The sequence below is a fragment of the Sphingobium agri genome, from assembly GCF_023051225.1.
In the GTDB taxonomy this organism is placed as follows: Bacteria; Pseudomonadota; Alphaproteobacteria; order Sphingomonadales; family Sphingomonadaceae; genus Sphingobium; species Sphingobium agri.
The window spans coordinates 26,699-39,144 of the sequence record NZ_JALKHS010000012.1 but is presented as its reverse complement, the minus strand read 5'-3'; the positions used below and the strand labels follow the sequence as shown (position 1 = coordinate 39,144).

Sequence of the window (12,446 nt, the reverse complement as noted above, 5' to 3'; positions counted from 1 at the left end):
ATCTCTCTCCTCTACATTCTGTCTTTTAGAAACTTACCCCAAGCTCGACACCATAGGTCCGCCCGCGCTCGTAGCTGGTTATGAGTTGCAGGACGGGCGATCCGAATGGATTATATTGCTGGTTGAACAGATTCTGGCCGAACAAAGAGAGCGACGCTTTCGCTCCGCCCAAGGGCATGTCCACCCAGCCGATCCGTCCATCCACCAGCCAATATGCCTTGGTGTAGGCGTAGCGATTCAAGTCGGCGCTATTGCCTGCAAGGTCGAAGAAGGGTGTCGAGACCAGTGGCGCGCGGCTGCGGTAACGCCCGTCCACCCGAGCCGAGATATGGCCGCCCATGTTCATGTCCGGGCTGTCATACTGGACGGAGGCGCGGCCCTGCCATTTGGAGGCGAAAGTGGTGCGTGCAATGTCGGCAACTTCGACCCCGTTCAGGATGAAGCTCTTATAATCAAGGTCAGTATAGCTCAGATTGCCGCTCAGCGTTACCCCCCGTACCGGAACCAGGTCAGCCTCAAGCTCGAAGCCCTTGATGCTCGCCTTGCCTGCATTGTCGAAGAACTGGCGGCCGTTGATGAAGTTCTGGGTCTGAAGGTCCTTATAGTCGCTGTAGAACAGGGCGATGTTGGTCCGTAGCCTGTTGCCCCAGCTTTGCGTCTTCAGGCCAAGCTCATAGGCGGTCAGCGTTTCCGGCTTATAGGGGATGCCGCTCAAGATGCCGCCAGTCACATAGCCAGTGGAGACCTTGCCATAGGCGGTTACATTATTGTTCGGCCTCCATGTCAGGATGGCCGCCCAGGTCGCCTTCTTGTAATCGACCTTATAGTCACCGACGCCCAGCTGCCCGCCTTGGCCGCCTGATACCGCGAATATCCGGTTTTCGCGCTTGTCGATGGTGTAACGCAGGCCGCCAGTCAGATCGAGCGTGTCGGTCAGATGGTAGGTGAGCTGGCCATAGGCTGCGTAACTGTCATTGATGGCGCGGGTGCGGGTCAGGCCGCTGCCGAATATGCTGTCGAGCGATGGGTTGAAGTCCGCCGCATCAATGACGCCGTCGCCATTGATGTCGGCGGCAACTGGCCCGACCGGTAGGTTGGGAATGACGCCCACGGTCGATGTATTTAGGACAACGCCGTTCGCGACGGGCTGAAAAATACCCAATATGTCTGTCGCCGGGGTATTTTCATGGAAGTAAAAGAGGCCCGCAGTCAGGTCCAATGCTTCAGATGTGACCTGGACCTGAAATTCCTGGGTGAATTGTTTCTGGCTGGTCGATCGGGATGTCAGCAGGGAAAAGAAGGAGTCATTTGGATTAGGAGCATTGTCAGGGTCGACCACAAACGGGATATTGCCAGCCAGCAGCGCCTGCAGTTGTTCCGTCGTGAACCGCAGCCCTCCGGTGGCGCCAAGGTCGTAGATGTTCGGGTCCTGTCGGAACTTGCGAAAGGCAGTGATGCTCTTGAGCGTGATCTCATCGCTCACGGGATAGGTGAAAGTGAGGCTATGCCCTTGCGTCACCACATGTTCCGCGCTCGTGGCATTGGCAACTGAGGTCAGCCGGTCGGTCGAGATATTGGTAATCCCGCCGAACAGCGGTTGGAAAGCGATGATCGGCGCCAGCAATTGGCCTGATGCATCCGGTATGACGCCGAAGCTTTGTATCGCGCGGCCGGTGGAACGGGCGTCGGTATAATCGAAGCGATAGTCGGCAGTGAGGTCGCCCATGTCCAGCCTTGCCGCGACACCTACGCCATCGACATTGCGTTCGCCCAGCCGGTCCGCAATGCGTTGCACGCCGAAGGACGGATCGCGCTGGCGCAGGTCTATCGTGCGGCCGCCCAGCAGGTTGCGATAATCGCCCTCAATCTCGTCATGCAGATAGGACAGCTTGACTGACAAGGGGCCGAAGGCGGGCAGATCGACGGAGACTTTCGTGCGAAACGCATCGTAATTGCCATAGGAAATGGTCCCGCGGACGCCGAACTCACCCGATGGAGCAGCGGTCACAAGGCTGATCGCGCCGCTGGTGGCGTTGCGTCCGAAAAGGGTGCCCTGTGGGCCGCGCAGCACTTCGACACGTTGAATGTCGGAAAGATCGAAGATCGATCCTACCGTTCGCCCGATATAGACGCCGTCCAGATAGATGCCGACCTTTGGATCCACGGCATTGTTGGAGGTGCCCGACGCTACGCCACGGATGATGATGGTGGGATTGGATTGCAGGCCCTGCGTGTTGATCTGAAGGCTGGGCGCCAGTCCAGCAAGGTTGCGGACATTGGTGACGCGCAGCTGGTCGAGCTGCTCCGCGCCGATCGCGGTCACGGCCACGGGCACCTTTTGCAGGCTCTCCTCGCGCCTTTGCGCCGTCACGATAATGTCGGCCAGCTGCCCTTGAACCATGGCCTGCCCGGCCGGGTCGGCAGTCTGCGCCAGGGCCGCTGTCGTGGCGAACGATGATATGCCCGCTAACGCAACGGCAATGAATGAACGCATGGCAATCCCCTTCCTTTCGTCGGGCGATGCCATCCCTCGATACGGCCGCACTCCCTGTTAAGAGCCCGGACCTTCGACCGCGGCCAAATGCGCCTATGCGCATCCGGCAACGGACGCTTGGCGGTGTGCCGCCATTATCTTCTTCCTGATGCAGCCTGGTCGCCGGCACATGGCCGCGAGCCCTTTCTGCATCCTCTCCTGATAGCGTCAGCCAACGATCAGCTCTTCGGCCGCGCTATCTTGTTTGCATGCAGCGTGTCTTGAAATGATCCCTTCGTCAAGCACCATCAGCGATCAACGTGGTATGAGCGGAGTGACCGGCGAGGCGACGGCCAGGATGGCGTGCCATTCGCCAGGCAGAGCGGACGTGCGGCGGTCCACCTGCGCGATTTCACGCAATTCTGCCCTAAACCGTTCGATCCGTTCAGCAACGCGCGCGATGCCGACGGGCGAGAGTTTGACGGTTTCGACCCCGAAGATCGTATCGGGATCGCCATAATCCAGATTGAAGAACAGATGCTTCATATGCTGCTCAAAATGTCGCCGCATTGGTTCGCGTTGCCATACGTGCGCGGGATCTAGCCGTGCGCGGAGCCGTCCTCCGGGCAGCCGGTCGATGAGGGCCAGCCTTTCCAGCCTTTCGACATGCTGTGCGATATGTTCGGGCGGAATGCCGAACCCCTCCTCGGCCTCCGACACCGGCCATCCCGTGACAATGATGAAGAAGACAGTCGATAGTTCAGGGCTGGCGGTCAGCGCTTTTTCCTGGGCGAGCGTGAGCTTGTCGGATGACCGGTCGCGGACAGCCGCCTCTTCGGCGATTTCGGTAAGGGTGGTGTCGGCGAGAGCGCACAGTTGCGACAAGGTGCGCAGGCCAAGGCCCCGGCCGTGCAGCCATCTCTTCACCGTTGCGGTGCCCACACCCAGCTTTTGCGAAACATCTGCCTGGGTGAGTCCCGCCGCTCTCAATCGGCGGCGCAACGCCGCGAGCAGGAGTTCATGTTCCATGCCGAAGGGGTCGCTGGAGGGATGAGGGGGGCTCATCAGATGATCCCTTTCGCTGCTCGGAGGATGATGTCTTCCAGCCATGGCGCTAGATTGCGGACTGCGATGTTTGATCGCGGACGTTTCCGTGATCGATATCCATCCCTCGACTCTTCGGCTGCACGATATCCGTGCAGCCGAAGCTTGTTACCTTTCCAGATCATGGTCTCTCCAGCTTTTGTCTTTCGCAGAAGGGTAAGGGGCAGGATGCAGCTTACAAGACGGAAGTGAGCGCATCGTTCGCTCTGGAGCATTTTCCTGTCGCAATCGGCAAGGCTTGAGCATAGCTTTGACGAAGATGCTTGAGGCCCTCCTGCCATGTTGGTCAGGCGGTGATCAATACTGGCAGGAGAGGTGGACTTATGACCCAGTTTTTCGACGATCTTCAGGCGCGACTGGATAAGGAAGATGTGTCGGACTGGGTCCTCGTCAGTCAGGAGATGATCGACCAGTTCGCGGGAGCGACGAAGGATCACCAATATATCCATGTCGATCCGGAGCGCGCGAAGCAGTCTCCTTTCGGCGGGACGATTGCTCACGGGTTCCTGACGCTTTCCCTTCTGCCCTATCTGTGTGCGGATGCGCGCGGCGACATCGTCCCGGATGGCGCGACCGAAATCAACTATGGCAGCAACAAGCTCCGTTTCCTGTCGCCGGTCCGGTCGGGCAAACATGTGCGTGGCAGGTTCAAGTCGCTGGAGGTCGTCGAAAAGCGGCCTGGACAGATACAGCTTACTACAGAAGCCACCGTGGAGATCGAGGGCGAGGACAAGCCTGCGCTGATCTGCGAATGGATTACCCAGTTCAAGCTTTGAACCAAAGCCCCGCCAATCCGTTTGTGCCTGACCAGACACAAATCGGAAACAAAATGGCAGCGACCAAGGGAGAGAAACCCCGCATCAAGCCCTTCAAGGGGCCTGCGGGAGGTTGGGGTTCGGTGCGGTCGCTGGCCGAGATTCTACCTCGCGAACATTTTCCGGCGGAGGGGATGCGGGAACTGGCGCGGCAGAACAAGCCCGATGGTTTCATGTGCGTCAGTTGCGCCTGGTCGAAACCGGCGAGCCCGCATCCTGCCGAATTTTGCGAAGAGGGCGCAAAGGCGACCGCGTGGGAACTGACGAAGCTTCGCACGACGCCTGAATTTTTCCTGGAGCATGACGTTACCAGCCTGCGCGGTTGGCGGGACTATGATCTGGAACAGCATGGACGGCTGACGCACCCGCTGCGCTATGATGCAGCTGCGGACAAATATGTGGCCTGTTCATGGGAAGAGGCTTTCGACGCCATCGCTGCGAAGTTGCGGCTGATGGATCCCAAGTCGGTGGTGTTTTATTCCTCCGGGCGCACGAGCCTGGAGGCCTCGTACATGTATGGGCTGATGGCGCGTATGTACGGCAACCAGAACCTGCCTGACAGTTCGAACATGTGTCATGAATCGACCTCGGTCGGTTTGAAGGCGGCGATTGGGGAAGCGGTTGGCACGACCCAGCAGAAGGATTTCGATGATTGCGACGCGATCTTGTTCTTCGGCCAGAATGTCGGGTCCAATTCACCCCGCATGCTCCACGACCTGCGACGCGCGCGGAAGCGGGGTGTCGAGATCATCACGTTCAATCCCCTGCGCGAACGTGGTCTTGAGCGGTTCACCGATCCACAAAATCCGATCGAGATGGCGACGCTCAAAGAGACAGGCATATCGACCCAATATCATCAGGTGAAAGCGGGCGGCGACATCGCGGCGATGATGGGTCTGGCCAAGTTCCTGATCGAGTGGGACGATGCCGCCAAGGCGGTCGGCGATCCTGCCGTGCTGGATCACGAATTTATCGAGCAGCATACGAAGGACTTCCACCTGCTCGCGGACAAGGTGCGCGCGACCGGTTGGGATGCGATCGAACAAGAGTCCGGCCTGACCCGTTGGAATCTGGAGGAGGCGGCGCGGGTTTATGCGCGGTCCAAGGCAGTGCTGGGCATCTACGGCATGGGCCTCACTCAGCATGTGAAGGGCGTCGAAAATGTCCGGATGCTCGTCAACCTGCTCCTGCTGCGGGGTAATATCGGTAAGCCAGGTGCTGGGCCGACGCCGGTGCGTGGTCACAGCAATGTGCAGGGGCAGCGCACCGTTGGCATTACGGAGAAGACGGAACTCGCGCCGGTCGAGAAGTTGAAGGAGCTTTACGGCTTTGATCCGCCAACCGAAAAGGGATTGGACACCGTCGAAACATGCACGGGCATAGTCGATGGATCGGTTCGGGCCTTTGTCGGCCTTGGCGGCAATTTCCTCCGAGCAATACCCGATACGGAGAAGATGGAAGCGGCCTGGCCCGATCTGGATCTTACTGTCCACATCGCGACGAAGCTCAACCGCAGCCATCTTTTCTCCGGACATGAGGCATGGTTGCTCCCCTGTCTGGGCAGGATCGAGCAAGATGTTCAGCAGAATGGTCCGCAAGCCGTGTCGATGGAGGATTCGACCAGCTGTATCCATGGCTCGCTGGGCAAGGCCGAGCCCGCCAGTCCACACCTATTGTCCGAACCGGCTATCGTCGGCGCGATCGCCAAGCGCCTGCTGCCGCATAACCCGCATGTGGATTGGGACAGTTGGGTCGCGGATTACGCCCGGATCAGGGACGCGATCGAGGCGACCTATCCTGAAAAATTCAAGGACTTCAACAAGCGGTTGTTCGAGCCGGGCGGCTTTTGGAAAGGGAATAAGGCGGCCGAGCGGATTTGGCAGACGCCTAGCGGCAAGGCGGAGTTCCTGCCGCCTTCTGCCCTGTCTGCCACCGGCTTTGAGGACAAGGGTGGGCAATATCGGTTGATCACCCTCCGTTCCAACGACCAGTTCAACACGACCATCTATGGCTATCATGACCGGTTTCGCGGGGTGAAGGGCACTCGCGACGTCTTGTTCATGAATGCTGAGGACATGATGGCGGAAGGGGTGAAGGAAGGGGATGTGATTGCCCTTGAAGCGCCGTCACCAGATGGGCGCGTGCGTCGGCGGCCGGGCCTGATCGCCACGGTCTACAATATTCCGCGCGGGTGCCTTGGCGCCTATTATCCCGAATGCAATGTGCTGATCCCGATCGAGCACCATGCCGAAGAAAGCCATGTCCCCGCGGCCAAATCGGTGCCGGTGGTTATCAGAAGGGAGGGATGAGCCTGCCTTCCATGCGATTATGTTCTGGTTGGATCATCGGGATGATCCTCCTGGCCGGTTGCAGCGCCGAGCAGCGCACGCTGGTAGCCGCGCAGCCGACATCCCCACCCACCGGACCTGATGATCCACGGATCGCAGCGATCAAGGGCAATTTCCACCAGATTTCGCAGGGGGGGCGCTATTTCACCTGGTATGGCTGCACCTCCTGCCATGGGGAGCCCAAGACGGGCTGGCCGCCGCGGCTGCCGTTCGTCACCTATTATGCGCGCATCGGGCATAAAGGATATGACCGGAGGATAGCTGCGGAACAAAGATGGCAGATCAGCGCCTATCTGAATTCGCTGACTGTCACCGACGCGGCCAAGCGGCATCGGCAGGCCGTGGATCAGAAGGGCGAGCCGACCGCCGGACAGTGGCAGGGGCCGTTATGAGGGCCTATGCGCTAGCCGTCCTGATGTTGGCTGGATGCGCCGGGCAGCAATCCGCGATGCATGCCGCAGGCGATCAGGCGTCAACGTTGATGTCCCTGTTCCGATTGATGATGTGGGTGTGCGGCATTGCCTATCTGCTGGTCATTCTGTTCCTCGGATGGGGGCTGATCCGCAGACGATCGGCGGCGGATACGAGCGAGCAGCCTTATCACAAGCTGATGGTTGGATGGGTCGGGTTCATACTGCTCGGCCTCATCCTGCTGGTCGTTGCGAGCTTCCTTGCCGACCGGTCGCTGGGGCAGAGACAGCAAGTCCCGTTGCAGATGCGCGTCACCGGGCATCAATGGTGGTGGCGCATCGAATATCGGGCCGGAAATGGGCGGTGGATAGAGACCGCGAATGAACTCCACCTGCCCGTTGGCGTGCCCGTGCTGCTGGAACTGCGCGCGGCGGATGTGATCCATAGTTTCTGGGTGCCCAACCTTGCGGGCAAGATGGACATGATACCGGGCAAGATAAACAGGATGACCGTGACCGGCCGCACGAGCGGCTGGTTCAGGGGGCAATGTGCCGAATTTTGCGGGACGCAGCATGCCAATATGGCGCTGGCCGTGAAAGTCGAGCCGATGGGTGAGTTCGAGCGCTGGCTCGCTGAACAGGCGCGACCTGTGTCGCCCGGGGAAGGCGTGGCTGCTGGGCGTAAGGTCTTCGAAAGCGCCAGTTGTGTGGTTTGCCATCAAGTGCGCGGCACCGAGGCGCGAGGGCGGGTCGGGCCTGATCTCACGCATGTGGCATCCCGCCGGACCATTGCAGCTGGGACCGCGCCGATGACCCATGGGAGCCTGCGCGGCTGGATCATTCAGCCGCAGGCGATCAAGCCGGGGACGTCGATGCCCCCGAGCGACCTGTCGCCGCAGGACGCCGAAGCCGTCGCCAGCTATCTGGAGACGCTGCGATGAGCCAGCACCATGAGCAGCTTCAGGCGACATGGTCGGACCCGCCCGGCATCTGGGGCTTCCTGACCACCGTCAATCCGCGCCGGATCGCCGCCCGATATGTTCTGACGGCGATGGCGTTGCTGATCCTGTCCGGACTTCTGGCGCTCGACATGCGGGTGCAGCTCAGCCAGCCGCAGATGCACCGGATGACGGCGCAGCTTTATAATGAATCCTTTGCGCTGCACGGGTCCACCATGTTGTTTCTGGTGTCCGTGCCGGTCATGGAAGCCATGGCCATGTGGCTGGTGCCTTTGATGCTGGGGCAGCGGACAATGGCTTTTCCGCGGCTCAATGCCTTCAGCTACTGGCTCTACCTGGGTGGGGTGATGATGCTGTGGGTGCCGCACACGCTGGGCGTGACGCCGGACCTGGGTTGGTTCGAATATCCGCCACTCTCGGGCCCATCCTATTCGCCCGGCCACCGCGCCGACATCTGGGCGCAGATGATCACCTTTACGGAGGTGGCGGCGCTGGCGGTGTCGGTCAATGTCGCGGTCACGATCCTGAAGATGCGGCCGCCCGGCATGACGCTGGCGAAGATGCCCGCCTTTCTCTGGGCCATGCTGGTGTCGGCGGTGATGACGATTATCGCCTTGCCGGCGGTGATGCTGGTGACGTCGATGCTCATCGCGGACCGGCTGGTATCCACCCATTTCTTCAGTCCGGCTGGCGGCGGCGACGTACTGTTGTTCCAGCACCTCTTCTGGTTCTTTGGCCATCCTGAAGTCTATATCATCTTCCTGCCGGGGGTAGGCTTCGTGTCGGCGATAGTCGAGACCTTCTCCCGCCGCCGCCTGTTCGGTCATGTGCCGGTCGTGCTGTCTATGCTGGCCATCGCGATCCTGGCATTTGGACTTTGGGTGCATCACATGTTTGCCGTCGGCCTGCCGAAGGTCGGTAACGCGCTGTACACGGCAGCGAGCATGGCGATCGCCTTGCCTGCCGGTATCCAGATATTCTGCTTCATCGCTACGATCGCACTTGGCAAGCCAAGTTACCGCACGCCATTGCTGTGGATCATCGCGTTCATCCTGACCTTCGTGGTCGGCGGGCTGTCCGGCATAATGACGGCGTCGGCGCCGCTCGACCTGCAGCTCACCGACACCTATTTCGTGGTCGCGCACCTTCACTATGTCCTTATCGGCGGAGCGATGTTCCCGCTATTTGGCGCCTTCACCTATTGGTATCCCAAGGCGACGGGCCGGTTGATGTCTGATGGGTGGGGCATCGTAAGTTGCGCGCTGATCGTTGGCGGCTTCAACATCGCCTTTTTTCCGATGCACATATTGGGCCTGATGGGCATGCCACGCCGCATCTATACCTATGGGCCGGAGATGGGGTGGGGTGATTTGAACCTGGTGGCGACCGGGGGAACCGTCATCGCCTCGGTGGGAGCTTCGATCTTCGTGGCGAACGCGTTGATCAGCTATTGGCGCGGGAAAAGATCAGGCGCGGACCCCTGGGGCGGGTCGACGCTGGAATGGGCAACCCGTTCGCCGCCGCCCAACTATGCCTTCGCCGATGTGCCGGTGGTGAAGAGCGCGGCGCCGATGTGGGACAATCCGCTTGAGCCCTTCCCGGTGAGGCGGGGTCTTTCCAGCCAGTGCCGGGAAGCGCTGGTCACGTCCCTGATGGACGCCCACCCCCAATATCGCCAGCCAAGTCCCGGGCCGTCCATCTGGCCGCTGGTTGCCGCGCTGGTGACATCGGCCTTGTTCGTGGGCAGCATCTACACGCCCTGGGCGCTGGTTTGGGGTGCTGTGCCGCTGGCGCTGGCGTTGACGGCCTGGTTCTGGCCCACGCGGCCACGGCGGAAGGATGCGCGGGCATGACCGATCGGCCGGTCTATGTGCAGGGGGACCTGTCGAGCTTGCCGGAGAGCAAGGATGGTCCGGCAAGCCTTGCCTGGTGGGGCAATGCCGGTTTCATGCTGATCGAAGGAACCGCCTTTCTGTTGGCGGGCGGGTCTTATCTCTACCTGATGGTGGCGGGTTCCGATTGGCCGCCGAAGGGGTTCGCGCCTCCGCAGCTGGTCTGGGGCATCGTCTTCACGATCGGGCTGTTGCTCAGTGAAATTCCGAACCGTTGGCTGATCAAGAAGGCCAGGGCGAGGGATGAGAAAGCTGTGCGTATCGGCATCATCATCATGACGCTGGCCGCGTTTCTCCTGTTCATACCGCGTGCGTTGGAGTTCACTGCGTTGGGGCTGCGCTGGGATGAGCATGCCTATGGGTCGGTGCTGTGGATGCTGATGATCCTGCACACGGTTCATCTGATCACCGACTGGGGAGACACGCTGGTGCTCGCGCTGTGGCTGCATACGCATGAGGTGGGCGACCGGCAGTTTGCTGATGTGGAGGACAATGCGAATTACTGGCGGTTCGTTGAGCTCAGCTGGCTGCCGCTTTATGCCTTGATCTACTGGGCGCCGAGGGTGGCATGAGCAGGAACGCGCGCTACGCCATCCTTTTCGCCGGACCTCCGCTGCTCTGGTTCGCGAGCCAGCAGGGGATCAGCTTTTTCCTGCATGCCTGGTGCCGAGCGGGCACATATTGGCCGGGCGCTGGGATTGCGCTGTTTTTGCTGATCGCTGGCGCTGCTTCCTGGGGGCTGGTGAGGCTGGCGCCGGGGAAATGGGGTGCGTTGTTGTGGGTCGGGATATTCTTTCTGGCGTTGATGTTCCAGGCTCTGGCTCTGCTGATCCTGGAGGGGTGCCGGGCATGAGGCGCGTTCCTGGCAGCTTGTGGCTTGTAGCGGTGTTGGCTGGCTTTGGCGCCGTGGGAGCGATTGGCAGCTTCGCCGTGCAACAGCGGCAGGAGATGAGCAGGCAGGAAGAGCATGCGCAGGCACTGACGGGCGGCATTGTCGAGCGGGGCGAGCGGGCGATAGTGGCGAGGCAATGTAGCGCCTGTCATGAGATACCCGGCATAGCGGCATCGCGTGGGGCGGTGGGCCCCTCCCTGGCTGGATTTGCCGCGCGCAAGACCGTGGCGGGGATGCTGCGGAACGATCCGGACGCGCTGGTGCGGTGGATTCGCTATCCGCAATCGGTGGTGCCCGGCAACGCCATGCCGAACATGGGCATAGGGGAGAAGGAAGCGCGCGACATCGCCGCTTATCTCTATACCCTTTCGCCCAGGGAAACATAGGCTGGCCCGTCATCCTGCTGTTCGGCAAGCATGTGCCAGGCGTAGAAGAGGGCGGCGGCGAGATAGAGCGTGCCGCCCGGAATCCACATGAGGATGCCTGCAAGCTGCTGGTCGTCGAGCGGGCTCAATCCCCATGGCTGGGTTGTCAGCCAGTGCGGGCGGTAGAGGGCGCTTCGGGCGAAGGCGAGTAACGCGCCGAGCAAGCTCATCTGCATCATGGTTGCGAACAGGGCGATGATCCGGCCGGGGAGTTCCGAGCGGGCGAGAGCGTGCCAGAAGCCGGTGGCGGTAAGAAGGATGCTGAGTTGCATCAGCCAGAAGGCGGCGGAATTGGACAGTGCCAGATCATATGCTGGCGGAGCGTGCCAGAACCAGAGGACCAGCGCCTGAAGAACCGTCCAGCTGGCGAGCGATCCGCGTTTAGGGAGCATGGCTGCCGCGCGGGCGAGCAGGGGGGCGGCTATCAGGATCAGGACGAGATGATGGACTGACCGGGCGGAAAAGAGAGCCGAGCCGATCGCGCAGAAGGGGGAAATATAGAGGATCGCCCAGATGCCGGTGAAGGCGATCGCGGGTTTTCGGGAAGGGGGAGGAAGGCGCAGGGAGAGGAAGAGTGCGGCGGCGATGGCCAGCAGCAATAGCGGGTCCCAGTTCCACCGGGTCCAGAACTCCGCGGGCAGGGGAGCGGTGCCGCAATAGGGGGTGGGATTTTCCAACCGGGACGATCCTCTGTTTCCGTCACCAAGTCGTGAGGGGGAGGATCGTTCCCATGAAGGAAGTGGTGAATTGAAAGGGTTTTGGAGATTTGGGGCCGAAAACTGACCTGGAGGTCAAAATTCAGGCGGCGCTGTTGGCTGCGTGGATGCCGAAGGCCATGCGGGCGGCGTTGAGGGTATATTCATATTCTTCGCTGCCGGGCACGAGATCATGCCAGTTCTTGTGCGATATTGCAGCGAAACTGTCCTGCCAGATCTTGCAGGCGACCAGTTGTATTTCGGTTTCCTTGGGCGCGCGCTGCGCTTCCAGGCAGTCGCGCAAGATGGCGTGAAAAACGGCGCCCCGCAAAGGTGGGTGGGTCATGGACATCCTCTCCTGGCAACTGATTCTTTGTCCAGATTGCCGTAAGGGAAAGTTGCACAGCGGCGAAAGCCCGTCAACCATAGCCCA

12 protein-coding genes are annotated in these 12,446 nt (G+C 60.7%); 8 read left to right on the top strand and 4 right to left on the bottom strand.

Features of this window, described 5'->3' with window-relative positions; genetic code table 11:
* Nucleotides 1-25: 25 nt before the first annotated feature.
* On the bottom strand, nucleotides 26-2,494 hold the full coding sequence (locus tag MU848_RS15085) for a TonB-dependent receptor (RefSeq protein ID WP_247233872.1): 2,469 nt from the start codon (nucleotides 2,492-2,494) through the stop codon (nucleotides 26-28).
* A gap of 294 nt (nucleotides 2,495-2,788) precedes the next feature.
* A complete protein-coding gene (locus MU848_RS15080) occupies nucleotides 2,789-3,538 on the bottom strand; it encodes a helix-turn-helix domain-containing protein (protein WP_097093269.1) in 750 nt (249 codons plus the stop codon).
* A gap of 362 nt (nucleotides 3,539-3,900) precedes the next feature.
* Here MU848_RS15080 and MU848_RS15075 point away from each other — a divergent pair, with 362 nt between their 5' ends.
* From MU848_RS15075 to MU848_RS15040, 8 genes are read left to right on the top strand one after another with little or no spacing between them, the layout of a single operon-like run.
* Complete coding sequence (locus MU848_RS15075) at nucleotides 3,901-4,353, top strand: MaoC family dehydratase (protein WP_201516417.1); 453 nt, start codon at nucleotides 3,901-3,903, stop codon at nucleotides 4,351-4,353.
* 53 nt (nucleotides 4,354-4,406) lie between these two features.
* Complete coding sequence (locus MU848_RS15070) at nucleotides 4,407-6,701, top strand: FdhF/YdeP family oxidoreductase (protein ID WP_247233870.1); 2,295 nt, start codon at nucleotides 4,407-4,409, stop codon at nucleotides 6,699-6,701.
* Entirely contained in the window at nucleotides 6,698-7,132 is a 435-nt protein-coding gene (locus MU848_RS15065; protein WP_247233869.1) for a hypothetical protein, read from the top strand. The genes MU848_RS15070 and MU848_RS15065 overlap by 4 nt, the downstream gene beginning before the upstream one ends.
* Nucleotides 7,129-8,091 (top strand): cytochrome c oxidase subunit II, encoded by a 963-nt coding sequence (locus tag MU848_RS15060; protein ID WP_247233867.1) that lies wholly within the window; start codon nucleotides 7,129-7,131, stop codon nucleotides 8,089-8,091. The genes MU848_RS15065 and MU848_RS15060 overlap by 4 nt, the downstream gene beginning before the upstream one ends.
* Entirely contained in the window at nucleotides 8,088-9,962 is a 1,875-nt protein-coding gene (locus tag MU848_RS15055; RefSeq protein WP_247233864.1) for a cbb3-type cytochrome c oxidase subunit I, read from the top strand. Before MU848_RS15060 ends, MU848_RS15055 begins: the two co-directional genes overlap by 4 nt.
* Nucleotides 9,959-10,573, top strand: coding sequence for a cytochrome c oxidase subunit 3 (locus MU848_RS15050; protein WP_247233862.1), 615 nt, complete (start codon nucleotides 9,959-9,961; stop codon nucleotides 10,571-10,573). The genes MU848_RS15055 and MU848_RS15050 overlap by 4 nt, the downstream gene beginning before the upstream one ends.
* Entirely contained in the window at nucleotides 10,570-10,854 is a 285-nt protein-coding gene (locus MU848_RS15045) for a hypothetical protein (RefSeq protein WP_247233860.1), read from the top strand. Before MU848_RS15050 ends, MU848_RS15045 begins: the two co-directional genes overlap by 4 nt.
* The gene (locus MU848_RS15040; protein WP_247233858.1) at nucleotides 10,851-11,279 is read left to right on the top strand and encodes a c-type cytochrome; all 429 of its coding nucleotides are present in this window, start codon (nucleotides 10,851-10,853) and stop codon (nucleotides 11,277-11,279) included. The genes MU848_RS15045 and MU848_RS15040 overlap by 4 nt, the downstream gene beginning before the upstream one ends.
* Here MU848_RS15040 and MU848_RS15035 read toward each other — a convergent pair.
* Both MU848_RS15035 and MU848_RS15030 read right to left on the bottom strand, forming a co-directional pair.
* Nucleotides 11,252-11,995 (bottom strand): cytochrome c oxidase assembly protein, encoded by a 744-nt coding sequence (locus tag MU848_RS15035; RefSeq protein WP_247233856.1) that lies wholly within the window; start codon nucleotides 11,993-11,995, stop codon nucleotides 11,252-11,254. The genes MU848_RS15040 and MU848_RS15035 overlap by 28 nt on opposite strands.
* A gap of 121 nt (nucleotides 11,996-12,116) precedes the next feature.
* Nucleotides 12,117-12,359, bottom strand: a complete 243-nt coding sequence (locus MU848_RS15030; protein ID WP_141397879.1) for a hypothetical protein — start codon at nucleotides 12,357-12,359, stop codon at nucleotides 12,117-12,119.
* Between the last annotated feature and the right edge of the window lie 87 nt (nucleotides 12,360-12,446).